Here is a 24,313-nt window from a genome sequence, read left to right on the forward strand (position 1 = left end):
ACTATTAATGTTCCCCGCCACGGGCGCCATCGCCGCCCCTTGGGACGCGCAAGACCCCAACCCCGCGCCGAGCCAGGGGCTGTCTGAAACATCGTTGCGTGTCGCCACGCTAGCCACCGAGATGACCCGGGATGTTCCGGGGCAGCTCTCCGCAGACCTCATGCAGGGAGACGACCGCGAAGCCGCGCAGGCAGCGGACAGCATCACCGCAGCCAATGCCGACTTCGTGGTGCTTACCGGGATGGATGCGGATGAACAAGCCGTGCAGGCGTTCCAGGACCATTACCTGAATAGTCCAGAGGACTCCCGGCGGGACGTTGAATACGACTACGTTTACCTAGGCACGGGCAACAAAGGTAAACCAAGCGGCGCGGATCTCAACGGGGACCGGATTGTCGGCGGCCCCGAAGACGCTTGGGGGCAGGGTAACTTCGAAGGCCAAGGCGCCGTCGTTGTCCTTTCCAAATATCAGATAGACCAAGAATCAGTCACCGGAATTTCGGAGCTTAAATGGTCAGCCGTGCCGGGGAGCAGGCTCGATGATTCTGGATTGAGCGGCGCACTGGCGGCTTCAATTCCCGTGATGAGCAGCGGACTTTGGGATATTCCGATCGAGTACCGCGGCAAGCACGTACATGTGCTCGCCGTGCAAACGGACGACGCTTCCGGTGGCTATTCCTTTGCCGAAGCTCGTCAACTCGACCAGTTGCGGGTTATCTCCGATTACCTCGATGGCGAAAAATACCTGCAGGGTGACCAGGGGGTAAAAACCCGTGGAGTCGGAAAAAGCCCATATGTCTTAGCCGGTTCCCTGGGCCAGCAGCCATCCTCGTTGGCCGCGCGGGATGCGCTGCTGCATCAAGCCGACCATCCCGAGGCGCTCAGCGATTCGGGAAATTATCTCCTCCCAAGTAGTGCCTGGCAGGTCCTTGGCCAAGGGCATATCGGCGACCGAGCACCGCTCCAGGCGCAAACCATCGACGGCCCGCCCCAAATCAACGATCCGGCTCCCGCCCTGATCTGGACCGATATTCAGTTCTAAACTTCTTCCACCAACAGCCGCCGCAGGTGCTCGTTGAGGAACAACCCCTGCGGGTCCACCGTGGACCGCATCGCCTGGAAATCGGCGAAACGCGGGTATAGCGCGGACAGCTGCGAAGCACCCAATGAATGCTCTTTGCCCCAGTGCGGCCGCCCTCCATGCCTGCGCAGAATTCGTTCGGCCGCAGGGAAGTATTCAGGCACGTTATCGCGGACGTAGCGATGCACCGCGAGATAGACAGTCGGACGCCCGCTGGCGGTTCCCAGCCAGGTGTCATCGGCCGCCGCGGTGCGAACTTCTATCGGGAACACCACTGGTGCCGGGGCCTTGGCCAAATAGGCTCGGAACTCGGCGAACGCGGTGCCGAAGCTTTCCAGGGGCAGGGCATATTCCATTTCGGTGAAGCGCACACGTCGCGGCGAGGTGAAAACTCGATACCATTGACCGGTGTGCTTGCGCTCGGAGAGCGCTGCGGCAGCCAGCCGATTTAATCGCGGAATCAACTGCGGACGCAGCGCGCCGAGGGTACAGATCGCCTGGAGTGCACCGTTCGATAGCAATTCGTCATTGAGCCACGTCGATACCTTGCCCGGCGAGTTCGGTGCGCTGCTGCCTGCCGGCAGGCGAGTATTGGCTTTGACAAGAGCCCTGCTAGTGCCGGAGAACCAGAAGAACTCCAGATGATCTGTTGACCTTGACCGTTCGATAAAACTCTTCGAGATCTGGTCAATGTCTTCCACGCGCTCCACCGCGCTGAGCATGAATTCCGGGACGCAGCGGAGTCTGACATGGGTGATCACCCCGAGCGCACCGAGACTTACCCGGGCAGCCTGAAAAAGCTCCGCATTCTCGGTGGGAGAGGCGCGCATCTCGGTTCCGTCGGCCAGCGTGATGCGTAGCCCGCTGACCATTCCGCTAAATCCGGTGAACGCCAGCCCGGTCCCGTGAGTCGAGGTGCAGATCGCACCGGCAAGCGATTGCCGATCGATGTCTCCCATATTGGCTAGTGCCAAATTGTAGGGTCTAAGCAGCCTGGGAATCTGCCACAACCGAGTGCCCGCCCGGAAGGTCACCTCGTGGGTGAGCGCATCGACCTCTTCGATTCCTTGGAAGCCATCGAGATTTAGCAGTACGCCCGAAGTCTGGACCAGCGGAGTGAATGAATGCCCAGCGCCCATGGTGCGCACCGTGTGCCCCTCTTTCGCGGCCTTCGCGAAGACCCCGGGAAGCTGGGCGGGGTCGGTGATGCTCTGCCACCGTGCCGGTGTTGCGCTGACGGTCCGCGAAAAATTGGCGAAACGCTTCACAAAAATGCCTTGCCCTCACCACGATAGGTCGGCCAATCTTCGACGATCTGCCCGTTTGAGTACACGGCCAGACGATTGAGCCGTTCGGCTGGCTCACCTGCCTTGGCGTGGCGCAGCCATACGGTGTCGCCGATTTTGAGCTTGCTTGCTGTGGCGCCGCGCAGCGGGGTTTGCACCTCGCCGGCTGCTTCCAAGGGAAGGTACTTGAGTCGTTTTGGCCAGGCGATCTGTGGCAGGCGGCTCTTTCCCGACGGACCCGAAGCGATCCAGCCGCCGCCGAGGATGGTGACGATGTCGGGTTCGGGGCGGCGGACCACGCTGAATCCGAGGAATAGAGCTGGGGTAGGGCGGAAAGATTTGTAGGCATCGAACAATGCCGGGGCGAAGAGTCCTGATCCGGCCGAAATTTCGCTCACCCCAGACTCCTGCACGCTGGTCTCGATAGAACCGGTGCCGCCGGCGTTGACAAATCTCAACGGGGCCACCGCGTTGACTAGCTGAACAGTTTCGTTGCGACGCTCGGCTAGCTCGGCGGCACTGCGTTTGCGCATGGTCCGCGCGAGCAGCGCCTTCAGCCCGAATCCTCCGTCCGGCACCGAGGCGATCTGAGACTCGTAGCCCATCAGCCCCTCAACCTTGAAGCCGCCGCGTCTGAGCACTAGGCGTGCCAGCTCGGCCACGTCTTCCGGATCATGCAGTGGCGAACGGGCGGCGCCCAACCGCAATGATGGAGAGGGGTAGTAGGCCGCATCAAGTTCCAGTGCAACTTTCAATTCCAGATGCCCCGGCGCAACCTTGTCGATGAGGTCCAATTGCGCCACGTCATCGATCATCACCGTGATCTGGTCGCGCGCCTGCTCGCTGCTGGCCCACCGGCTGATTGCGCCCGGGTCTGTTTGCGGGTAGGCGACTACTAGGTCTTTTAGCCCGTGGCTCGCCAGCCACAGCGCCTCGGCGAGGGTGAAGCACAGGACGCCGCTAAACCCAGGTTGCGCTAAGACTCGTTCAAGCGCCCAACGTACTCGTAGGGACTTGGATGCCACCCGAATGGGAATGTTCCCGGCTCTTTCGCGCAGAGCGACCGCATTCCGGTCGAAGGCTTCTAAATCGAGTAAACCGACCGGGCGTTCACGCATTCCGGCTTTTTCCAGTGCCTGGTTATAGCGCTTGGCCTGTGCATTCTTCATAGGCCAACTCTTGCACCGCGGGACGGGCGTTTCAAGGAAAAGTTCGATTCTGGTGGGGTATTGATAATTCGCGGCAAGAATCCGGCATTTTCCCGGGAACTATCAGGCTGGAGCTACTAGTCTGGGAATATCATGAGCAAAGATCCCATTTCGATGACATTCATAGACTCGAGCGGCAAACCTCGTTCGGCCGTCCAAGACGCCATCATGCGGGGCGTCGGTGTGCAGCGGCCGCTAGTCCTTGCATATCTCAAGCGATTGCGCGCGAAACATCCCCAGGCATCTGCGGCCGAACTGGCCAAGGTCGTTGAACGCGATTATTTGGTCGTGGTCACCGGCTCTGGAGCGGCCGTCGGAGGTACCGCAGCGGTACCGGCGGTAGGTACCGCCGTAGCGCTGGGGCTCTCATTGGCCGCCACGATCGGGTTCCTGGAAGCCTCTGCGCTTTATGCGCAGTCCTTGGCCGAGCTTCATGGCATTGCCATTGACGACCCGGACCGATCGCGCCTGCTGGTTATGGGTGTGTTGATGGGCGAAGAAGGCAGCTCGATGATTTCGGCGCTGACCAGTCAGGCGGCCGGCCGCGGCTCCGGACCGGTGAAGGGCTGGGCAAGATCCTTTGGCTCGAACAAGTCAACGAGCCTGATGGCCACGGCGCAGAAGAGCTTGCAGAAGAAGTTCATTCGCAAGATCGTTGGCACCCAAGGAGCCAGCATGCTTGGCCGGCTGGTGCCTTTCGGCATCGGAGCAGTCATTGGCGGGGCCGGCAATCGCTACCTGGCCAAGCGGGTTATCGAAAACGCGGCCGTGGCCTTCGAGGGAATCGACACCGTGGCGCCAAGCCAGCTTGAGCTGGATGACCCGGATATTATCGACACCGATATTGTGGAGAAACCGCGGAAGCGTAAATAGTCCGAAACTGAAAAACAACCGCAGGATGTTTCATGTGAAACATCCTGCGGTTGTTTTTCTTTCTGCGGCGGAAGCTGCTGGGCGGCGGCTATTGCGAGGTAGCTGCCGGTTTGCCCTTCCGGGAAGTTCCGGCGAGCAATGCCAGGGCAATGACAGAGAGCAGGACAACAAGTCCGGCGTAGCCGTAGGTGATGTTCTTCAATCCGTGGATTGGGATCAGCAGTCCACCGATCAATGTTGGCAGGCCGAAGGCTAGGTAGCTCACCAGATATACCGAGGAGAGCGTGCCGCCGCGTTGCAGCGCGGGAACGTGCTCCACGATGGTCCGAAGCCCACCTTGGAAGGCGCCGCCCAAGCCGATGCCGCCGATGATGCTGGAAATGAAATAGATCGCCGTGTTTTCCGTGTAAACAGCAAGCACAAGCCCGCCAGATCCAACGATCAGCGAGATGCACCCAAGGGCCATGACCTTCAAGGCGTTGAACTGGAAGGTGACGGCGCCGAGCACCGCACTCGCGCCGGTCAGCGCAAAGATGGCTAAGCCGCTCAGGGTTGGTGCTTGAATATTCATCAGCGTTTTGGTGATGCTCGCGCCCAACCCCAGATACATTCCAACCAACGCCCAGCTGGCGAGCAATGCGCCGACTGCGACGAGGAATTCGCGGCGCACCTCCTTGGGGATCATCACCGAGGGGATGAGCGAACGCAATACACCGTGACGGCGTGGGTGGCGCTCCTTGAGCAAGCTCGCCGGAATCAGCGCCAGGATCAACAATGCGGCGACCGCCAGATAAGGGATCTGGAAGGGGTATGGTGCGAACTGCACGAGAATGCCACTGAGCAGGGCGCCGAGGCCGATTGCCGCAGGTGGCACGGCGCCGTTGAGCATGGCGACGGTCCGGTGGCGCGAGGCGGGGGAGTAATCGAGCAAGGCTGCGCCCAGGGTGCCGAACCCGAGGCCCGAGGCAATGCCCTGCAAGATCCGGGCGATCAGCAGTGCATTCAGCGAATCAGCGAATGCCATGACGAGCATCGAAGCCGCGGCGATCAGCAACGCGCTAAAGGCAACGGGACGGCGTCCAATATGATCGGATAGTGCCCCGCAGGTCAGCAGGGTGACCAGCAAACCGCAGATATATACGGCGAAGACGCTGCTGACTTCAAGGGAAGAAAGTCCCCATTGCTCGGAGTACAGCGGGAAGATCGGTGACGGCGTGCCGGAGTGCGCTGCGATGAGGCAAAGGCCAATGAGTGCGGTGCTGAAGCCGAGCTTGTCGGCGACGTAATTGTTGGCGTGTGCCACGAGATCTCTTCTGTGTTGTAGCGAATGGGGCGTGTTCGTGATGCATCTAGGGCTGGTCAGCCAATAATCCGCGCACGGACCAGCGGACGGTTTCTTCAATGGAGGCCAGATCAACGCTTTCACTCTCGCGCATCAGCCGGAACACCGCTGCGCCGAAGGCCACGTCCATGGCAACGTCGATATCCAGGCCTTCGGCCAACTGGCCCGAAGCGAGTGCGCGCGCAAAGAGGGGTATGAGAGCCTTGCGCCGCGGAGCTAGATAAAACTGCTCGAAATACGCGGCACCGTGCGGTTCCAGGGAGCAGGCGGCCAGCAGCTGAAAGAATACGCGCCCGCTTTGCACGCTGTGGAAGGTCAGCGATTCGACCGTGCAGTCGATGAGGTTCGCCAAGGGGTCTCCATCGGTGGGGATCTTCAGCGCTTGGGCGGCAACACGTCCGAAAGCTTCGGCAACGATTGCATTCTTGGTGGGCCAGTGCTTGTACAGCGTCGCGGTGCTGACACCTGAATGCTCGGCGATGCGCTCAATCGAAATCCCGCGGAAGCCCGCGTCGCGGAGTAGTTCATTGGTGGAGTCCAAGACCTTATGATGGGTTGCCACGCTGCGTGGGCGGGTACTAACCGGCAAAATTCCATCATTCATGGCGATTCCTAAACTAAAGTGTCACTTTACTTTAGCAACGTTCAATTGGTTTCAAGGATCGCAGGTACAAAAAGTCCGAGCGGCTCCTTGCAAAAGGAGCCGCTCGGCAAGGCGGGATTCTGTCCAGGCGATCTAACGGGCGGCGCTCTGCGCCATAACCCGTTCCAGGGTGGCAATCGATCCCTGGGAATGCAGGGATTCGAGGGTCTCCAGATATGGCTTGGTGAACCGTTCATCGTTGATGATGTCGCCAAACAGGTCCCGCTGGCGCAGGAATGCCAAGGGGTCTTCGCTGTGCTTCGCAGCGGCGGCGGAGACTTCCTGAGCCAGACGGTCAACGATCTGGATCGGCTCGCCCATTTCATCGGTGCCCTCGGCATAGCGTGCCCAGCTGGCCACGATGGCGGCCGAAAGGCGCACGTCGCGATCGGCGGCGAGGTTTTCGCGGACCACCGGCATGAGCCACTTGGGGATGCGATCCGAGGAGTCCGCGCAAAGCCGCGCAATCGTGTCGGCCACGTGCTCGTTGCGGTACCGCTCGATCAGCTTGTCCTGATAGGCGGCCAGGTCCACGCCGGGCAAGGCCGCCAGCGTAGGCTGCGCCTCGGTGCGCATGTAGCGCAGCAAGAATTGGGCGAAGAGCTCATTGCGTGCCGCATCATGCACCGCACGGTATCCGGCCAGATGGCCGAAATAGCACAGGCCCTGATGGGTGGCATTGAGCAGACGCAACTTCATCAGTTCAAAAGGCACCACATCTGCAACTACCTGGACTCCGACCTGCTCGAATTCCGGGCGGCCAGATACGAACTTGTCCTCCAGCGCCCACTGCACGAAGTCTTCGCACACTACCGGCCAGGCATCTTCGATGCCATAGCGCTCGGTCACGTCGCGCCGATCAGCGTCCGTGGTGACCGGGGTGATGCGGTCGACCATCGAGTTGGGAAACGGAACATTTGCCTGCACCCAGGTGCCGAATTCTGCATCCAGCGCGGTGGCGAAGGCGCCAAACATCTTATGCGCCACCTCGCCGTTGCCTTGGATGTTGTCGCAACTCATGACGGTGAAAGGCGCGAGACCACGTTCGCGGCGAAGCTTCAGCCCCGCACTGATCAGGCCGAAGGTGGTTTTCGGGTTTTCCGGATCGGCCAGATCCGCGGCGATGGCGCGGTTCTGCAGGTCGAATTCCCCGGTGACCGGGTTGACGTTGTATCCGCCCTCGGTGACGGTCAGTGACACGATGCGGATCGCCGGATCTGCCAGCTTCTCGATAGCCGCACGGGTGTCATCCGGAGCGTACAGGTAATCGACAATTGAACCGATGACCCGCACCTCACGGCTGCCGTCCGGATTCTTGACTACCAGGGTATATAGTCCGTCGCTGTCGCTGAGCGTATCGCGCATGTGCGTGTCCGAGGGCATGATTCCCATGCCGCAGATACCCCAGTCGAGGGCTCGGCCCTGGTTCATGAGCCGATCGAGATACATGGCCTGATGGGCGCGGTGGAATCCGCCGACGCCGAAGTGGACGATTCCAGCGGAAACCTTGCTGCGGTCATAGGCCGGTACCTGTACCTCTGGCGGGATTTCTGCCAGCGTCTGATTAGAGAGTTTCATGAATTCGCAGTCTCCTTATGGGGGAAATGTCAGTTGCTCAAGCGCTCGCCTTAGGCGACGCGCTGCGGGGCGGGGGTGGGAACGCCGTTGAATCCGGGTTGGGTTCCGCGCAGCAAGTGCGACATCAGCGCCGCGACCAAGTACAGCGCGGCGAACAGATACACCATTCCTGCGGCGCCCAGGGTGGTGTAGAGCAAGGCGACCAGCAACGGTCCGGCGAAGACCGCGGCACCGATGCCAAGGTTGTAGGAAGCCATCGCGGCTCCTGGATGCTCCGGCGCCAGCGAGACGGCGATGGCCGAAAGCGGCACGAACCCGGCCAAGCCGATGCCGAAGACCGCGCCGATCAGCAAGGTCAGCAGATAAGCGTGTTCGATCCCGTTGTCGACCGCCCAAGCGGGCACCAGATAGAGCCCCGCCATGGACAGCGCACAGAGCACCGCGCCGAACCAGACCACGGTCTTTGACCAGCCCAGCTTGTCGCCCAGGGCCCCGAAGAAGAGGTTGAAGGGAATATTCACCGCGTAGATCACCGTGGTCAGGATCAAGAACTGGCCTACGCTCCAGCCGAAGCGATCCACGAACAAGGCAGGGAAGAAGACCGCCATGCCATAGGTGGGCACCGAATTGATGGTGCGGGTGAGCATCACCATCAACGCCTTGCGGTCGCTCACCAACAGGCGAAGCCCGAAGCTCATGGTCTTCCACACCTGCTCCGGGTTATCCACCAGCGGGGCGCGCCCGGTTTTCTCCTTGACGCCGAGCAACGCCACCGCGGCACCGAGGACCACCAGTGCCAGCGAGATCCAAAGGGTCTGGTAATAGTTCAGCCCGAAGATTTCCAACGAGGCGGTCGCGGTCAGCGCGCCGAGCGTGGGCAGGCCGGCGCTGAAGGCCACGTAGAACCAGCCGATGGCAACCGCGAGGCGCTTGGCGTTGGCGGTTGCGGAGATCCAGACGAGGAAGCCGTAGGCGAAGAAGGGGTAGCCGAAGCCGCGCAGTCCGTAGGCGATGAAGACCAGCACCACGTTGGAGGAGTTCAGCGCGACGAGCAGGAAGAACAGCTCGAAGGCCACCCAGATTCCGGCGCCAATGAACATCACCTTGCGCGGGCCCCACAGGTCCGAGAGCGAGGCGGAAAGGAATGCGGCAATGGCCACTGCGACACCGTAGATGGTGATCAGGGTTCCGGCCAGCGGGATGGAGAAGCCGTGTTCGCCGGTCAGGTAGGGCGTGAGGATATTGGTTTCCACGCCGTCGCCGATCATGAACAGGGTCAAGCCGATGAAACCCCATAAAAGCGGGCGCGGAAGTCCCATGCGGTCTAGCAGCCCGGTGCCGCCCCTGGCTGTTGGGGGTGCACTTGGGTTCGAGGGTTCCGAGATCATGGCGCTCCTTTGCGTGGGGCATTGCTGCCGCTCGTGATTTCACTAACCTAACACCAAATAAACAAATTCAACAGGTTTTCTGTTAAATATTGTTTGGATCATGATGTTTTGAGAGTGCGAGCACAGCATCTATCATCGGAGGTGTGAGAAATGATGAACTTGCCGAAGGGAGATCCGCAGTGATGCGATCCAGTGGGCTGCCTCCGGAGAGCCGCCGCGACGAGCTGACCAGCTACGTCAATCAGGTTCACACCGCGCGCGTGGAAGCTATGGCCGACGCCTTCGGGGTCAGCGCCATGACCATCCATCGTGACCTGGACGTCCTCGCGGGCGAGGGGCGCCTCGAACGCATCCGCGGCGGCGCACGAGCGATCACCGCGCGGCTGGCCGAACGCGACGTGCGGCTGCGCCGCCATCTCAACGCGCGCACCAAGCAACGGCTCGCCCGCACCGCAGCCGAGCTCATCGAGCCCGGCGCGGTCATTGCCCTGGACGACTCCACCACCGTCGGCGAGCTGGGGCCGCATCTGGAAAGCCGCCGGCCCTCCACGGTCATTACCCACTCGCTGGCACTGATGAACACCGTGTCGGCCCAGTCGTCCATCGCCTTGGTGGGGTTGGGCGGCCAATACTATGCAGAAACCGATTCATTCCTCGGCTCGGTGGTAGTCGAGCAGGCTCAACGGCTCACCGCAGATGCGGTGTTCGTCTCGACCACCGCGGTCAAAAATCAGGCATTGCTGCACCCGGATGCCGAAGCGGCGCTGACCAAACGCGCCTTGCTGAAAACCGGTGGCCGGAAAATTTTGATCGTTGACTCAAGCAAATTTGAGGGTTCCGGGCTCTATCACGTGATGGGATTGGACGAATTCGATGACATCGTCATCGATGACCAGCTAGCTCCCGAGCTCTTGGCCCTGCTGAAGTCGCTAAACCTCAATATCCACCTCGCCGCTAGCTCACCGAAGGATTAGCCATGCCATCGACCTATGTCTTGGGAATCGACTCGTCGACTCAATCGTGCAAAGCGCTGCTCGTTGATGCGCATACCGGTGAGGTCAAAGCCTCCGGGCGCGCGCCCCACCCTGGCGGGACCCAAGTCGATCCGGCCAAGTGGATTGGGGCCCTTGAAGCCAGCACCGCAGGACTGCTCGAGCGGGCGTCCGCGCTCTCGATCGCCGGCCAGCAGCACGGCATGGTTGCCCTGGATGAGCAGGGCGCTCCGGTGCGCGCCGCCATGCTGTGGAATGACATCTCCTCCGCCGGGCAGGCGCGGGACCTGATCGGCGAGCTTGGCGGAGAGCAGGGGTGCGCGCAACTTGTAGGCAGCGTGATGGTCGCATCGCTGACCGCCTCGAAACTGCGTTGGCTGCGCGAAAACGAGCCGGAAAATGCGAACCGCACCACCCGGGTTCTGCTGCCGCACGACTACCTGACCTGGCATCTGGGCGGACGCAAGGAAGCGACCACCGACCACGGAGACGCCTCGGGCACCGGATACTACTCGACCGCGCAGCGTCGTTTCCTGCCCGAGGTGGCGCGCCGGGCACTGGGCAAGCCGGTGGCATTGCCGCGGCTCGCGGCGGCAAATGAAATAGTCGGCGAAACTTCTGCGGGCCTCAAAATTGCGGCCGGCACCGGAGACAATATGGCCGCCTCGCTGGGACTGGATCTGCAGCCCGGGGACGTGTGCGTCTCCATGGGAACCTCGGGGGTAGCCTCCGCGGTGGTGGATCACAGCGTTCACGATGGCACCGGGATGGTGAGCGGGTTTGTGGATGCCACAAATAGGTACCTGCCGCTGGCCTGCACCCTCAACGGCGCTCCGGTACTCGATTTTGGTGCCCGGCTGCTCGGTGTGGGCCAAAAAGAATTCTCTGACCTTGCGCTGGCCGCGGAGCCCGGCTCCGGGGGAGCGGTGCTGCTTCCGTACTTCGGCGGAGAACGCACCCCGAACCGGCCCGACGCGACGGGATTGATGCATGGCCTGCGTACCACGACCACCCGTGAACAGATCGCCCGTGCCTACGTTGAAGGATTGCTGTGCTCCATGAAGGACGCGGTCGCTGCCCTCGAAGAAGCCACCGGCATAGCAACCCGGCGAATCCTGCTGATCGGCGGTGGCGCGCAGTCCGAAGCGGTGCGCCGCATCGCGCCGCAGATCTTTGGCGTCGCGGTAGATGTTCCGCAGACTGCCGAATATGTGGCGTTGGGTGCCGCGCGGCAGGCCGCCTGGGCGCTGAGCGGAGAAAAAGAACCACCGGTCTGGAACGTCGCGGCGTCCACCCGCTATCAGGGTGAACCGCGCCCCGAGATCTATGCGCGCTATGTGGATACCCGGGATGCAACCGCGGGGTGGAACTAACCGGAGGCCACGGCCGCATTTGGGCCCTTTGCGGCGTAGGCCGGGCGTCGTTTGTGCAGCGCCAGGTAGCACAGGGTGCCTCCTGCGATACCCCAGAAGGGCGAGACGATGCCCAGCGGCGCCACCCCGGACGCGGTGATGATCAGGGTGCAGACCGCGGCCTCCGCCGCTCCGCTGGCCGGGCCGTCAAACATATCCTGCATCGATCCCTGCATGGCCGGAAGCAGGGCCACGCCCGCGACAGCGATGACCAGCTCGGCCGGGACCGCCGCAAAAAGCTGCAAAAAAGTCTGGCTGAACAGCCCGAAGAAGATGAAAAACGCACCGCAAGAAATGCCCGCGACGTAGCGTCGCGCCGGATCCCGGTGGGCTTGGGCGGAGGTGCAGATCCCTGCGGTAATTGCTGCAAGGTTGATCGCATGCGAGCCGAAGGGTGCGAAAAGGACGCTCGCAAGCGAGCCCCCGCTGAGCAGGAGCCGATCATTTGGCCGGTAATTGCTGCTGCGAAGCATGGTCAGGCCCGGGCCGTTTTGTCCTGCCATGGTCACGATCAGCAGCGGAAGGGAAATGCCCATGATGGCGGAGAGCGAAAATGCCGGAACCGTGAATACCGGAGAGGTGAGCATGAACGATAGCGGTGCGTTCGAAATCTGGCCAGAACCTGCCGCAAGCGCGATGCCGGCGCAGAGCGCTACCGGGACCGCATAGCCCGGCGACCAGCGGCGGGCCAAGAAGTAGGCGGCCACTAGGCCGCCGGCGATCAGCGGCGAATCAAGGACCGCCTGAACCACCTCCATCACAAAGGGCAGCAGCACCCCGGCGAGAACCGCGGCCAAGACCGGTTTTGGCACGCGGGCCAGCAGCCATCCCAGTAACCCGCTGAGGCTCAAGAGCAGCCCAAGCAGCCCGGCAACGATATACGCGCCGATGGCTTCGGAATAGCTGTAGTCGCCGAGGACCGTCAGCAAGAGGGCGGCTCCCGGCACGGACCATGCGACGATAATTGGTTGGCGGGTGAACAGGCTGAGCAGCAAGCCGGTGATTCCGCTGCCGACCGAGACCGCCCATACCCAGGAACTGCTCTGCGCCTCGCTGAGCCCGGCGCGCTGTGCTGCTTGCAGTATCACCAGCATCGGGCCGGCGTACGACACGGCCATGGCGATGAATCCGGCGCAGATTGCGGAGAAGGAAATGTCATTTCCGAGCCTGCGCAACCCACGCGGTTGGACCGCTTTTTCTTCTGGCATGACCTGGCTCCCGTTTCGCTGACCGCAACGTCTGCCCACGTTACGCAGGTCACAGGTGAACGACAAATACTTAAAATACCGCCATTGATATGCAAAAACTCATGGTTCCGATGCCTAGGCTAAGCCTAGGCAGATGCCTAGTGTGACGGCGCGCACAGCCTGACAGGATTGAGTTCTTGAATGGCCGCCTCGAGCGGTTGCGCCCTCCCGGGCCCCATATGAAGGATGGAGCAAAGCACATCATGACCGAGACTTTGAACGCCGTATCAGAGGTGCTCGACAACGCGCTTGTCGACAGCCCAGAGACCGGCGTATACCGTACCAACCGAAACATTTTCACCGACGAAGAAGTTTTCGAGCTGGAAATGAAGCACATCTGGGAGGGCAACTGGGTTTACCTGGCCCACGAATCCCAGATCCCCAACATTGGTGACTACTTCACCACCAACATCGGCCGTCAGCCGATCATCATTTCGCGCAATAAGCAGGATGAGCTGAACGCCATCATCAACGCGTGCAGCCACCGCGGCGCGATGCTCTGCCGCCGCAAGACCGATAACCGCACCACCTTCACTTGCCCGTTCCACGGTTGGACCTTCAACAACTCGGGCAAGCTGCTCAAGGTCAAGGATTCCCGTGGCGCCGGCTACCCGGAGCAGTTCAACAAGGACGGCTCGCACGATCTGACCAAGGTCGCCCGTTTCGAGAACTACCGCGGCTTCCTCTTCGGCTCGCTGAACGCCGACGTCCTACCCCTTCAAGAGCACCTGGGCGAAGCGGCGAAGATCATCGACATGATCGTGGACCAGTCCGAGGAAGGCCTCGAGGTGCTGCGCGGCTCCTCCACCTACACCTACGACGGCAACTGGAAGCTGCAGGCGGAAAACGGCGCCGACGGCTACCATGTCTCGGCGACCCACTGGAACTACGCCGCCACCCAGGCCCGGCGCAGCGCCGGCGAATCGACCAACGACACCAAGACCATGGATGCCGGCGGCTGGGACAAGCAGGAAGGCGGCTTCTACTCATTCGACAACGGCCACCTGCTGCTGTGGACCGAATGGCTGGACGCCGCAAACCGTCCGCTGGCCGAGAAGCGCGATGAGCTGGTCGCCAAATACGGCGAGGCCAAGGCCGACTGGATGATCGGTGTCTCGCGCAACCTCTGCCTGTACCCGAACGTGTACCTGATGGACCAGTTCTCCTCGCAGATCCGCGTGTTCCGCCCGGTGGCCGTGGACAAGACCGAGGTCACCATCTACTGCATCGCACCCAAGGGCGAGTCCGACACCGCACGCGCCAACCGCATCCGCCAGTACGAGGACTTCTTCAACGCCTCGGGCATGGCCACCCCGGATGACCTGGAAGAATTCCGCTCCTGCCAGAAGACCTACATGGCCACCGCGGCCAAGTGGAACGACATGAGCCGCGGCTCGGCGCACCAGATCACCGGCGCCGACGAGAACGCGAAGAAGATCGGCCTGGAGCCCATCGCCTCCGGTGCGCGCACCGAGGACGAGGGCCTGTACCCGATCCAGCATGGCTACTGGCTGGACACCATGCGCAAGGCGCTGGCCACCGAACTCGAAACCAAGAACTAAGGCCGAAGGGAAAGCCACATGAGCACCATTGCATTGACCGAGGCCAAAACCAGCAACGGCACCGTCACCACCGGGGACGTCGAGCAGTTCCTCTACCAGGAAGCCCGCTTCCTGGATGACCGCGACTTCGACCGCTGGATCGACTGCTACCACCCGGAGGCGACCTTCTGGATGCCGGCATGGGCCGATGACGACAAGCTCACCGAGGACCCGCAGCGCGAGATCTCGCTGATCTACTACGCAAACCGCGGTGGCCTGGAAGACCGCGTCTTCCGCATCAAGACCGACCGCTCCTCGGCCACCAGCCTGCCGGAGCCGCGCACCGGGCACAACATCACCAACGTGGAGATCGTTGCCGTGGATGGCGACAAGGTTGAGGTCCGCTTCAACTGGTTCACGCTGTACTACCGCTACCAGAACGTCGACACCTACTTCGGCAACTCCTTCTACACCATCGACTACTCCGGCACCCAGCCGGTGATCACCGCGAAGAAGGTAGTGCTGAAGAACGACTTCATCCACCACGTGGTGGATATCTACCACATCTAATTCGGCCGCATTAGCCAAGCCGACCTGCGCTGCGCCGGGCGTCAGCCCGGCGCAGCGCAGCAAAGAACTTACTGCTGCCCCACCAGCACAATTTTGAAATGAGCACCCTTATGACTTACCAGGTCGCCTTAGCTTTTGAAGACGGGATCACCCGCTTCATTAAAGTAGGCCCCCGCGAAACCGTCGCCGATGCCTCCTACAAGGCCCGGATCAACATCCCCCTTGACTGCCGCGACGGCGCCTGCGGCACCTGCAAGTCCTTCTGCGAATCGGGCAAATTCGACGGCGGCGACTACATCGAGGAAGCGCTGACCGACGACGAAGCCGAAAAGGGATTCTGCCTGCCCTGCCAGATGGTCCCCGAATCCGACCTCGTGCTGCAGATCCCGACCACCTCGGATGTGGCCAAGACCGCCGCGACCGCCTTCGAGTCGACGCTGACCGAGATCCGCCGCATCTCCGAGACCACCTACGCCTTCAGCCTAGAGGTCGACAAGCGCGAAGAGTTGTCCTTCCTGCCCGGCCAGTACGTGAACATCGAGGTTCCCGGATCCGGCGGCCAGACCCGCTCGTACTCCTTCAGCTCGGGACCAGAGGTCCAGACCGTCTCCTTCCTGATCCGCATCACCGACGGCGGGCTGATGTCCACCTACATGCGCGATACCGCGCAGGTCGGGGACCGGCTCACCTTCACCGGCCCGATGGGCAGCTTCTTCCTGCGCGAACCCAAGCGCCAGTCGCTGCTGCTGGCCGGCGGCACCGGGCTGGCCCCGCTGCTGTCCATCCTGGAAAAGCTGGTCGGCATGGAAAACCCGCACCCGGTCCACCTGATCTACGGCGTGAACACCGATACCGATCTGGTCGAGCTGGACGTGCTCGAAGCCTATACCTCGCGTATCGCGGGCTTCAGCTTCGATACCGTGGTCGGCGACCCGAACAGCGCCGCGGAAAAGAAGGGTTATGTCACCAACCACTTCGAGCCGCAGCACCTGGCCGAGGGCGACGTGGACATCTACCTCTGCGGTCCGCCACCGATGGTTGAGGGCGTGCGCCGCCACCTGGACGGCGAAGGAATCAAGCCGCAGAACTTCTACTTCGAGAAGTTCGCCCTGGCCGTCGTGCCGGAGGCCGCACCGGCAGCGGAAGCCGCGGCGCCGGTGGCCGAGGCCGCCGAGGCGCCAGCAGCCGGCTACGAAATCGGCGAGGAGCACGCAACCTTCGGCGCCCAGTTCGATGCCCGCATGGCCCTTGAACTGGCAATTGTGGAACTGACCATGGGCAAGCTGACCGACGGCCAGCTAGGTGAATTCAAGGTCCTCGCGGAGCTTGCGGGCAAGACCCTGGACGGCGAGAAGTTCGTCAACGCCGCCGAATTCACCGTCACCAACGATGCCTTCCATGAGTTCCTGTTCACCTGCGTCGGCAACGAGCACCTGCTCCAGGCCTACACCCGCCTGGAGGTTCCGGCGCTCATGGCAAAGGTGCTGCGCCAGGAGCACTGGATCGACGGTGCGGTGGACGCCGACCACTTCGCCATCGTCACGGCCTTCGAGCAGCAGGACATCGCGGCGGCCCGGGCGGCGATCATCTCGCACAACGAGCACGCCAAGGCCACCATGGCCGCGGCCTCGCAGGAACAAAGCTAGTGAGCGCGGACAACGCCCCGGCCAACGAGACCGCAGCCGCCGGATTGCCCGAGTCCTTCCACCCCGGGCGCTTCGCCGGCCAGGTCGTCATGGTCACCGGCGCTGCCCAAGGCATCGGCAGGTCCGTGGCCCGGCGCATCGCCGCCGAGGGAGGGGAACTGGTTCTGGTTGACCGCGCCGGGCTGATCCACGACGTCGCCGAGGGCTTGCGCGCCCACGGCGCGAATGCGCTGAGCGTGACCGCAGACCTCGAAACCTACGCGGGTGCGCTGGCGGCGGTGACCGCGGCAATGGATGAATTCGGCCGGATCGATGTGCTCATCAACAACGTCGGCGGGACCATCTGGGCCAAGCCGTACGAGCACTACGCGCCGGAAGAAATCAGCAAGGAAATCCAGCGTTCGCTCTTCCCGACCCTGTGGATGTGCCGTGCGGCCTTCGAGGAAATGGTCAAGGCAGGGTCCGGCACCATCGTGAACGTTTCCTCGGTGGCCACCCGCGGGGTGAACCGGGTGCCCTATGCGGCGGCCAAGGGCGGGGTCAAGGCGATCACCTCGGCCCTGGCCATGGAAGGGGCCGCCCACGGAATCCGTGTGGTGGCTACCGCCCCGGGCGGCACCGAAGCCCCTGAGCGGGTAGTCAAGCGCGGCCCGGCGCCCACCGGCGAGCAGGAAAAAGCCTGGTACCAGAGCATTGTGGACCAGACGGTCGATTCCACGTTGCTCAAGCGCTACGGAACCCTGGACGAACAGTCCGCGCCGATTGTGTTCTTGGCCTCTGACGAAGCCTCCTACATCACCGGCGCCACCCTGGCGGTGGCCGGCGGAGACCTCGGCTAGCCAACGCGCCAGAAATCAATGATCGCTTGCAGGCGGCGGGATCCCCGCCGCCTGTGTGCCCTCCAAAACCCGCCGCCCGACGATCTTTCGGGCCACGGTTCCCACGCCGCGCCCTCGCGCCGCGGTATTTCCCAGTGCCTCGATACCCGCACGATGACGTGCGCCCGGGCCAATGAAAATGGAGCAACTCGTGAAAACTTCGGAAGCAAGCAGCAACAGGAAACAGCAAAGCACGGTCCGCTGGGTCGTGGCCATCGCCACCATGGCGCTGATCTTCGACGGATATGACCTGGTCGTCTACGGAACCATCGTTCCGCTGCTGCTGGGCGATCCGACGCAGCTCGGAGAGGTCACCCCGACCACCGCCGGCGCGCTGGGCAGCTGGGCCTTGGCCGGCATGATGGTCGGCGCGCTGGTTGCCGGCGCCATCGGCGACTACCTGGGCCGGCGCAAGATCATGATCACCGGAATCATCTGGTTCTCCGTGGCCATGGGCCTGACGGCCCTGACCAACGACGTCACCGCCTTCGGCGCCCTGCGCTTCGCCACCGGAATCGGGGTGGGCGCACTGGTGGCCACCGCCGGCGCGGTGGTCGCCGAGTTCGCCCCCAAGGGCAAGCGCAATTTCTACAACGCGATCGTCTACTCCGGTGTTCCCGTAGGCGGCGTACTGGCCTCCCTGCTGGCCATCATCCTGCTCGACGCCATCGGCTGGCGCGGACTGTTCCTGATCGGCGCGACGCCGTTGCTCTTCCTGCTCCCGATGGCCCTGGTCAAGCTCCCCGAATCCCCCGAATGGCTGATGGCCCGCGGCCGCACCGCGGAAGCCGAACGCGTCTCGATCCGCACCGGTGTCCCGATTCACGTGCTGGTACCCGTTGCCGGAAAAGCCGAAGCCGCGCCCGCAGAGAACAAGATCGGGTTCCGTGCGCTGGCCTCCAAGAAGTACGCGTTCCCGACCCTGCTGCTCGGATTCATGAGCTTCACCGGCCTGATGCTGACCTATGGGCTGAACACCTGGTTGCCGCAGATCATGTCGCAGTTCGGCTATGGCAAGGACTTCGCGCTCACCTTCCTGCTGGTCTTCAACGCCGGCGCGATCTTCGGCGGGCTGATCGCCTCCGTTGGCGCCGACCGGTTCGGCGTGAAGCGCACCGTGTTCACCACCTTCTTCCTCGCCGCTCTCGCCATGGTGCTGCTGACCATGCACCTGCCGCTGGGCATCCTGCTGGCGCTGGTTGCCGTGGCCGGCGTCGGAACCATCGGCACCCAGGTGCTGATCTACGGATTTGTGTCTAATTTCTACAACAGCGCCGCCCGCGGCGCCGGGGTGGCCTGGTGCGCCGGGTTCGGCCGTTTGGGCGGCATCTTCGGACCGTTGTTCGGCGGGCTGCTGATGGCGGCAGGTGTGGAAAACCATGTTGCTTTCTATGTCTTCTCCGGGGTTGCTATCGTTGGTGCATTGATCACCCTCGGCGTTCCGCTGCGCAATTCCGAGATCACCGCCAAGCTGCGGCCCGCGCGGGTCGAACTCGCAACCGCGGACGCAGAGAAGTAGAGACGGATCGAGAAACAACTCGGCAACGCTGAAAGGTCGGTGAACGCATAAATGAGTCAACTAGTTGCCCAGGATGCGCTCGCCGACCTGCTGCGTGAAGTGCAGCAGCAGCGCAGCGCCCTGGCCGTCCTGCAAGGACCGCAAGGAAGCGGCAAAAGCACCGTGATAAAGCAACTGCTGCGTCGTTCCAACATGGCCTCGGTTACCGTAGTCACCGCCTCGCGCTGGGAATCCAGGCACCCCGGCGCGGCTCTGGGACCACTGCTGGAACGCGGCAAGCCCGGGCCAAGCGAAGATCTTGGCCCCGCGTTGCTGGAATACCTGCGCGCGGACCAGGAGCAAACCCGGGTGCTGGTCATCGAAAATGCGCAATGGGCAGATGCCGCAAGCTTCGAGGCGGTGCGCTACGCCTGGCGCCGGTTGCAGACCGAACGCGTACTTATCGTCCTGGTCCTGCGCGACCAAGACATCGCGATGCTTCCCGCCGAAACACGTGAGCTCTTGGGCGACACCGATCTAAAGGTCCTGCACGTTGACGTGCCGACGGCAGCCCAGGCCCGCGAAATCGTCTCTACCCGGCTGGGAATCGAGCTGCCGTCCATGGCGGCCGAGCATCTGATGCGCTACACACAAGGCAATCTGCATGCGGTTCTCGAATTGGCACAGGAAAACCCGGAACAAAGCTGGGAACAATGGGATCGTTGGCCGCCGGCGCCGCGAGCATTGTCGCTGCATATCAAGCAGCTGCTCGACGAATTGGAGCCGCGCGCCCGCGGGCTTGTTGAGGCGGCCGCTGTGCTTGGACGCCAAGCTCGGATTGACCTCATTGTCAGGCTTGCCAAGGAAGACTCCCCGCTGGCCTACATCCAGCAGATTGTTGATGCCTCGCTGGCGCGAACCCAGGGGCATAGCGGCAAGGTGCGGCTGGGTTTTGACAGCGAGCTGACCCAGATGGCCGTCTATCATCAGATTCCGTTGAGCGCCCGCATTCGGCTGCACGCGGCAGCTGCCGAGATTGCCGAAGACCGCGGGGTCGTATTGGGCCATCGAGCCGACGCGAGCCTCTTGCCGGATATCGGGCTTTCGCGCGAATTGGAGGCCTACGCGGTGGCCCAGGGGCAGCGCGGTGAGTGGTCCTCGGCCGCAACCGCATTCTTCCGCGCCATGCATTTGACACCTGAGCCCGCGCAACGCGAGGCATTGCTGCTCAAGGCGGTAGACGCGGTGGTTGCCGCCGGAGAGATTCCGCGGGCGCTGACCTTTTCCCACCAGCTGGCAAGTTTGGGAAGCAGCGCCGAACGCGACGTGCTTTCGGGGTACATTGCCATCCTCCAGGGCCGGGCGCAGACCGCTAACCGCTGGTTGACCAGCGCCTGGCAGAGTGCGGTGCGCCTGCAGCTCGGCGACACGATGGCGGTTATTTCGCAACGCCGCGTGCTGCATTCCCTGTGCCAGCTCGAGGGCGCAAAAATTCTTGAATGGGCCGAACAATCACTGCGCCTGGCGCAGGCAGGCAGCCCGCAGGCCATCGAAAGCGCAGCCATCCAGGGCCTTGGCCTGGCGATGATGGGCCGCAGGGAGGAAGGCGAACGGGTATTGCTCGAGTTGCTGGGCAAGCTTCCCACCGGCGCCCAGCGGCAACGCGCCGAGATGTCCCTCGGCTGGGTGTATTTGGCAAGCGGGCGGATCGAGCTGGCCCGCCACGAACTGGCGGCAGCCAGTTCCACCGACTTCAGCGAGGGCTCGCTGCGAATCTCGTTGTGGGCCAAGGCCTGGCTGGCCCGCGCCGAATTCCTCGTGGGCGACTGGGACCAGGCGCTGGAGACGGTCCGTGGGGCGCAAGCGATCCAGGAACGCTTCGGGATTCAGGTGCAGCGACCGCTGATCCAGTACACGGCGGTGCAGATTCATGCGCTGCGGGGAAACACGGAACTTGTCGAGGTCCACCTGGCCAAATCGTGGGTGCGAGTGGGCAGCTACCAGGTGATGGAGGTGCCGTATCGCATGGCGCGGGCCGAAGCCGCGCGCGCCCAGGCCAATCACGAGGAAGTGCTGCTGGCCCTGGAACCCATACTTCGCCTTGACCGCAGCCAGGGCATCGACGAGCCAGGCTTCTGGACTTGGCAAGACATGTATGCCGAAGCGCTGATTCGCAGCGAGCGGCTGGAGGAAGCCGAAGAATTCATCGCCCCCTTGCTGGATGCCGCGATGAAGGCCGGGCACAATAACGGCATCGGCGCCTTCCTCGGGGTGCGCGGCATGCTGTTGGCGGCCTTGGGGGACATCGATGCGGCGCGAGAAGTCTTCGAGCAGGCGCTGCTTCGCCTCCAGGGCGTTGGCACCGCCTATCACCGGGCACGGATCGATTTTGCCTACGGGCAGTGCTTGCGGCGCGCGGGAAAGCGGGCGGACTGCGTTGCCCCGCTAACCCGGGCGCTGTCGATCTTCACGCATCTGGATGCCACCGTCTACGTTGAACGCTGCACCCGCGAACTGCAGGCGAGCGGCATTGGCATGGCGCGCCGTGAACCGATGGACTGGTCGACGCTGACCGCTCAGGAACAGGCGGTCGCCAAGCTCGTCTGCGAGGGCGCAAGCAACCGCCGAGTGGCCGAGGAGCTGTTTGTCAGCACCAAGACGGTGCAATATCACCTGACAAAAATCTACGCGAAGCTTGCGGTATCCACGCGGACCGAACTTGCCGCGCTGACTCGCGAGGGTTTTGAGCACTAGGTTGCCCGTCGCAAGGCACGGCAGCAATCGGCGAGAATAGTTTCATGCCAAAGCTCATCGACATCGTCACCTTTCACGAACCGCCTGTTCCTGCCGGGCAATCGGCGTACCTTCCGGGGGCCGGCCCATCACCGGAGATTGAGATAGCCGAGTGGAACGATGCCTGGCCGGAGCAGTTCCAGCTGCTTGCCGAACGGGTCCGGGAGGCCCTTGGCTGGCGGGCATTGGCTATCGAACATGTTGGTTCGACCTCGGTACGCGGACTCCCGGCCAAGCCAATTATCGACATTGATCTGATCGTGGCCGATCCAAATGACGAGCGTTCGTATGTTCCCGCGCTTCAGCGCGCGGGTTTCGAGCTGCGGGTGCGGGAACCTTGGTGGTTTGGGCATCGGTTCCTGCGCCACGTCGACCCGGCCTGCAATCTCCACGTTTTCGGCTTTGACAGTCCCGAGACGATCAAGCATCGGATCTTCCGCGATTGGCTCCGAGCGAACTCAAGCGATCGGGAACTCTACGCCAATGCCAAGCAAAAAGCGTCAGACTTGTCACGGGATGCCGGCGAGCACTCCATGCAGTACAACGCACGCAAGGAAGCGGTCATCAGAGAGATCTACCAACGGGCGTTTATCGCCATGGGGCTCATCGAGGCTCCGCCTGGGCAATAATCGCGGCTACCGGGCACCGGGTGCGTGCGCGCTACTGGAGCGGCAACCGCAGAGAATCCTTAGTCGTTCTCGGGCATCCAGCCGGTCCAGGCCCAGTGGTTCTGGGGTTCCCGAGTGCCGGTAGCGGGCCATGCAACGGTTCCGGACTGGAATTCTACGGCAGGGTTGAGCAGTGTTGAGGCAGTCATGATGCGCTCCCATGGGTCGTTTGCTGCAGGGGTGGATCCGAAGGCGTGCGGTCTTTCTGCCGAGGCGTTGACCAGGGCGGCAAGCGCAACGTTCGTTGTACGACAACGGCGGGGTGCCCAGCAGTGTTGCCGGGAGCCCCGCCGTGAGGTGGCGCTAAGACCTACTTGACTGGGTCAAGCACGAAATCGTAGGTGACCTGCTTGCCGTCGCCGGACTGCGCTGGCTGCAGGTCGAGCATCAATTCTGGCTTCACCGCGGTGGCGATGTCGTCATCGTTGTGCGCGTCGCCCGGGAAGTACAGCTGCGCGGTGAGCAGCTCGTGGCCCTCGGCCGAGACCTTCAGGTGCAGGTGGGCCGGACGCCAGGCGTGCCAACCGGCGGCGGCGATCAGCTGGCCGCAGGCGCCATCGGTAGGGATCTGGTACGGGGCTGGCTGCATGGTGTTGATCTGGAAGTTGCCTTCCGCATCGGCGATGAAGCTGCCGCGCAGGTTCCACTCCGGGATGCCTGGAGCGAACTGCGAGTAGAAGCCTTCTTCATCTGCGTGCCACAGCTCGATCTTCGCGTTCTTCAGCGCGCTGCCGTCGGTGGAGCGGACCTGGCCCTGGAAGAGCAGGCTGGTGCCCTTCTCGTCTTCGCGCATCGCGATGGTGGCAGGGGAAGCCTGCTCCGGTGCATTTGGCACGTAGTAAGGTCCCTCGATGGAACCCTTGTTGCCTTCGCGGTGGTCGGTAGCGACCTCTTCCACCGAGTGCTCCAGCCACACGTCCAGGAACAGCGGCCATTCGCCATCGTCGCCGACCTTGATCAGCCAAGCCTTCAGGGCGTTGAACTCGTCGTAGCTCACGCGCTCTTCGAGGATGATGTCGTTTGCGGCCTTGACTAGCTTGCTCGCCAAGAGGTTCACGCGCTCAACGGACGTCTCGATCGCGGCGAGCTTGCCGGAGCTGCGGAAGCTGTCGGTAGCGGCATTGCCTGACTTGGCTGCTGTTGCGTCTGCTGGAGTTTCGGCGGTCATGATGACTCCCTTGTCTTTGTGTGGTGTGGCTGCTGGGGATTCATATTGTGACCCCCATCATCCTGTGCGATTGATATTCAATGTAGTGCAGGGTCTATAGCGAGTAAAATACTTATTTCCCGCACACTGAGACTGTTTGCCTATCAATACTTGTGAGCTGGCGTACGGGCCGGCGGTAGGCTCTCAAAAAGCCTCTAGCTCAGTGAATTCGGGTGTTTTGCCAGCGGAGTGACCTTGATTTTCATGTGCGCGTACATCGGGAAGCCGCTGAGGATCTGGTGAAGCTCGTCATTTGACTCGACGTTGAACAGCGAGTGGTTCGCGTACTCTCCGACGATGCGCCACAGGCCTTGCATCTTGCCGCTTTGCTGCAGCTGTGCCGAATAGGCCTTCTCGCGGACCTGGAAGTCGGTGACTTCTTCGGCCGTGAGGTATGCCGGGAAAGTTACGTCCATACGTGCAAGGAACAACATGGGTTCTCCTAAAAATCGGGTGGGGTAC

21 protein-coding genes are annotated in these 24,313 nt (G+C 62.5%); 11 read left to right on the forward strand and 10 right to left on the reverse strand.

Features of this window, described 5'->3' with window-relative positions:
• Window positions 1-7 precede the first annotated feature (7 nt).
• Window positions 8-1,042, forward strand: a complete 1,035-nt coding sequence (locus CQ015_RS07960; protein WP_105649801.1) for an endonuclease/exonuclease/phosphatase family protein — start codon at window positions 8-10, stop codon at window positions 1,040-1,042.
• On the opposite strand, the gene CQ015_RS07965 is transcribed toward CQ015_RS07960, so the two are convergent.
• Together CQ015_RS07965 and CQ015_RS07970 are read right to left on the reverse strand one after the other, a co-directional pair.
• On the reverse strand, window positions 1,039-2,349 hold the full coding sequence (locus CQ015_RS07965; RefSeq protein ID WP_105649802.1) for a D-arabinono-1,4-lactone oxidase: 1,311 nt from the start codon (window positions 2,347-2,349) through the stop codon (window positions 1,039-1,041). The genes CQ015_RS07960 and CQ015_RS07965 overlap by 4 nt on opposite strands.
• Entirely contained in the window at window positions 2,346-3,536 is a 1,191-nt protein-coding gene (locus CQ015_RS07970; protein WP_105649803.1) for an alanine racemase, read from the reverse strand. The genes CQ015_RS07965 and CQ015_RS07970 overlap by 4 nt, the downstream gene beginning before the upstream one ends.
• Window positions 3,537-3,668: 132 nt before the next feature.
• Here CQ015_RS07970 and CQ015_RS07975 point away from each other — a divergent pair, with 132 nt between their 5' ends.
• Window positions 3,669-4,448: a hypothetical protein gene (locus CQ015_RS07975; RefSeq protein ID WP_105649804.1), complete on the forward strand. Its 780-nt coding sequence runs from the start codon at window positions 3,669-3,671 to the stop codon at window positions 4,446-4,448.
• An 88-nt stretch (window positions 4,449-4,536) separates the two neighbouring features.
• On the opposite strand, the gene CQ015_RS07980 is transcribed toward CQ015_RS07975, so the two are convergent.
• From CQ015_RS07980 to CQ015_RS07995, 4 genes are all read right to left on the reverse strand, one after another.
• Window positions 4,537-5,751, reverse strand: coding sequence for an MFS transporter (locus tag CQ015_RS07980; RefSeq protein WP_181150377.1), 1,215 nt, complete (start codon window positions 5,749-5,751; stop codon window positions 4,537-4,539).
• A 46-nt stretch (window positions 5,752-5,797) separates the two neighbouring features.
• Window positions 5,798-6,394: a TetR/AcrR family transcriptional regulator gene (locus tag CQ015_RS07985; RefSeq protein ID WP_105649806.1), complete on the reverse strand. Its 597-nt coding sequence runs from the start codon at window positions 6,392-6,394 to the stop codon at window positions 5,798-5,800.
• Window positions 6,395-6,526: 132 nt separating this feature from the next.
• A complete protein-coding gene (locus tag CQ015_RS07990; RefSeq protein WP_105553605.1) occupies window positions 6,527-8,011 on the reverse strand; it encodes a mannitol dehydrogenase family protein in 1,485 nt (494 codons plus the stop codon).
• A 50-nt stretch (window positions 8,012-8,061) separates the two neighbouring features.
• A complete protein-coding gene (locus tag CQ015_RS07995) occupies window positions 8,062-9,399 on the reverse strand; it encodes an MFS transporter (protein WP_105649807.1) in 1,338 nt (445 codons plus the stop codon).
• A 182-nt stretch (window positions 9,400-9,581) separates the two neighbouring features.
• Between CQ015_RS07995 and CQ015_RS08000 the strand changes: the two genes are divergently transcribed.
• Together CQ015_RS08000 and xylB are read left to right on the forward strand one after the other, a co-directional pair.
• Window positions 9,582-10,373: a DeoR/GlpR family DNA-binding transcription regulator gene (locus tag CQ015_RS08000; protein ID WP_105649808.1), complete on the forward strand. Its 792-nt coding sequence runs from the start codon at window positions 9,582-9,584 to the stop codon at window positions 10,371-10,373.
• A 2-nt stretch (window positions 10,374-10,375) separates the two neighbouring features.
• Window positions 10,376-11,764: a xylulokinase gene (xylB, locus tag CQ015_RS08005; RefSeq protein ID WP_105649809.1), complete on the forward strand. Its 1,389-nt coding sequence runs from the start codon at window positions 10,376-10,378 to the stop codon at window positions 11,762-11,764.
• On the opposite strand, the gene CQ015_RS08010 is transcribed toward xylB, so the two are convergent.
• The gene (locus CQ015_RS08010; protein WP_105649810.1) at window positions 11,761-13,011 is read right to left on the reverse strand and encodes a benzoate/H(+) symporter BenE family transporter; all 1,251 of its coding nucleotides are present in this window, start codon (window positions 13,009-13,011) and stop codon (window positions 11,761-11,763) included. The genes xylB and CQ015_RS08010 overlap by 4 nt on opposite strands.
• 242 nt (window positions 13,012-13,253) lie before the next feature.
• On the opposite strand from CQ015_RS08010, the gene benA reads away from it, so the two are divergent.
• From benA to CQ015_RS08045, 7 genes are all read left to right on the forward strand, one after another.
• Window positions 13,254-14,612, forward strand: coding sequence for a benzoate 1,2-dioxygenase large subunit (benA, locus tag CQ015_RS08015; protein ID WP_105649811.1), 1,359 nt, complete (start codon window positions 13,254-13,256; stop codon window positions 14,610-14,612).
• Between the two features lie 18 nt (window positions 14,613-14,630).
• Window positions 14,631-15,161 (forward strand): benzoate 1,2-dioxygenase small subunit, encoded by a 531-nt coding sequence (benB, locus tag CQ015_RS08020; protein ID WP_105553599.1) that lies wholly within the window; start codon window positions 14,631-14,633, stop codon window positions 15,159-15,161.
• A gap of 98 nt (window positions 15,162-15,259) precedes the next feature.
• Window positions 15,260-16,807, forward strand: a complete 1,548-nt coding sequence (gene benC / locus CQ015_RS08025) for a benzoate 1,2-dioxygenase electron transfer component BenC (RefSeq protein WP_258138073.1) — start codon at window positions 15,260-15,262, stop codon at window positions 16,805-16,807.
• Complete coding sequence (locus CQ015_RS08030; RefSeq protein WP_308727280.1) at window positions 16,807-17,646, forward strand: 1,6-dihydroxycyclohexa-2,4-diene-1-carboxylate dehydrogenase; 840 nt, start codon at window positions 16,807-16,809, stop codon at window positions 17,644-17,646. The genes benC and CQ015_RS08030 overlap by 1 nt, the downstream gene beginning before the upstream one ends.
• Window positions 17,647-17,836: 190 nt before the next feature.
• Window positions 17,837-19,204, forward strand: a complete 1,368-nt coding sequence (locus tag CQ015_RS08035) for an aromatic acid/H+ symport family MFS transporter (RefSeq protein WP_258138075.1) — start codon at window positions 17,837-17,839, stop codon at window positions 19,202-19,204.
• A 51-nt stretch (window positions 19,205-19,255) separates the two neighbouring features.
• Complete coding sequence (locus CQ015_RS08040; protein ID WP_105649814.1) at window positions 19,256-21,937, forward strand: LuxR family transcriptional regulator; 2,682 nt, start codon at window positions 19,256-19,258, stop codon at window positions 21,935-21,937.
• Between the two features lie 44 nt (window positions 21,938-21,981).
• Window positions 21,982-22,605: a GrpB family protein gene (locus tag CQ015_RS08045; RefSeq protein ID WP_105649815.1), complete on the forward strand. Its 624-nt coding sequence runs from the start codon at window positions 21,982-21,984 to the stop codon at window positions 22,603-22,605.
• 59 nt (window positions 22,606-22,664) lie between these two features.
• Here the strand turns inward: CQ015_RS08045 and CQ015_RS19310 are convergent, their stop codons facing one another.
• From CQ015_RS19310 to CQ015_RS08055, 3 genes are all read right to left on the reverse strand, one after another.
• Window positions 22,665-22,793 (reverse strand): hypothetical protein, encoded by a 129-nt coding sequence (locus CQ015_RS19310; protein ID WP_258133578.1) that lies wholly within the window; start codon window positions 22,791-22,793, stop codon window positions 22,665-22,667.
• Window positions 22,794-22,954: 161 nt separating this feature from the next.
• Window positions 22,955-23,812 carry a catechol 1,2-dioxygenase gene (gene catA, locus CQ015_RS08050; protein WP_105553593.1) on the reverse strand — a complete coding sequence of 286 codons (858 nt, stop codon included), beginning with the start codon at window positions 23,810-23,812 and terminating at the stop codon, window positions 22,955-22,957.
• Between the two features lie 194 nt (window positions 23,813-24,006).
• On the reverse strand, window positions 24,007-24,285 hold the full coding sequence (locus CQ015_RS08055) for a muconolactone Delta-isomerase family protein (protein WP_096285854.1): 279 nt from the start codon (window positions 24,283-24,285) through the stop codon (window positions 24,007-24,009).
• Between the last annotated feature and the right edge of the window lie 28 nt (window positions 24,286-24,313).

It is taken from the genome of Arthrobacter sp. MYb221, from assembly GCF_002979835.1.
In the GTDB taxonomy this organism is placed as follows: Bacteria; Actinomycetota; Actinomycetes; order Actinomycetales; family Micrococcaceae; genus Glutamicibacter.

Coding starts and splice junctions, on each gene's coding strand:
- CQ015_RS07970 (WP_105649803.1), bottom strand. CDS start 3,536: ATGAAGAATGCACAGGCCAAGCGCTATAACCAGGCACTGGAAAAAGCC.
- catA (WP_105553593.1), bottom strand. CDS start 23,812: ATGACCGCCGAAACTCCAGCAGACGCAACAGCAGCCAAGTCAGGCAAT.
- CQ015_RS08055 (WP_096285854.1), bottom strand. CDS start 24,285: ATGTTGTTCCTTGCACGTATGGACGTAACTTTCCCGGCATACCTCACG.
- xylB (WP_105649809.1), top strand. CDS start 10,376: ATGCCATCGACCTATGTCTTGGGAATCGACTCGTCGACTCAATCGTGC.
- CQ015_RS07960 (WP_105649801.1), top strand. CDS start 8: ATGTTCCCCGCCACGGGCGCCATCGCCGCCCCTTGGGACGCGCAAGAC.
- CQ015_RS07995 (WP_105649807.1), bottom strand. CDS start 9,399: ATGATCTCGGAACCCTCGAACCCAAGTGCACCCCCAACAGCCAGGGGC.
- benA (WP_105649811.1), top strand. CDS start 13,254: ATGACCGAGACTTTGAACGCCGTATCAGAGGTGCTCGACAACGCGCTT.
- benB (WP_105553599.1), top strand. CDS start 14,631: ATGAGCACCATTGCATTGACCGAGGCCAAAACCAGCAACGGCACCGTC.
- CQ015_RS08040 (WP_105649814.1), top strand. CDS start 19,256: ATGAGTCAACTAGTTGCCCAGGATGCGCTCGCCGACCTGCTGCGTGAA.
- benC (WP_258138073.1), top strand. CDS start 15,260: ATGAGCACCCTTATGACTTACCAGGTCGCCTTAGCTTTTGAAGACGGG.
- CQ015_RS19310 (WP_258133578.1), bottom strand. CDS start 22,793: ATGACTGCCTCAACACTGCTCAACCCTGCCGTAGAATTCCAGTCCGGA.
- CQ015_RS08000 (WP_105649808.1), top strand. CDS start 9,582: ATGCGATCCAGTGGGCTGCCTCCGGAGAGCCGCCGCGACGAGCTGACC.
- CQ015_RS08045 (WP_105649815.1), top strand. CDS start 21,982: ATGCCAAAGCTCATCGACATCGTCACCTTTCACGAACCGCCTGTTCCT.
- CQ015_RS07975 (WP_105649804.1), top strand. CDS start 3,669: ATGAGCAAAGATCCCATTTCGATGACATTCATAGACTCGAGCGGCAAA.
- CQ015_RS07985 (WP_105649806.1), bottom strand. CDS start 6,394: ATGAATGATGGAATTTTGCCGGTTAGTACCCGCCCACGCAGCGTGGCA.
- CQ015_RS08010 (WP_105649810.1), bottom strand. CDS start 13,011: ATGCCAGAAGAAAAAGCGGTCCAACCGCGTGGGTTGCGCAGGCTCGGA.
- CQ015_RS07990 (WP_105553605.1), bottom strand. CDS start 8,011: ATGAAACTCTCTAATCAGACGCTGGCAGAAATCCCGCCAGAGGTACAG.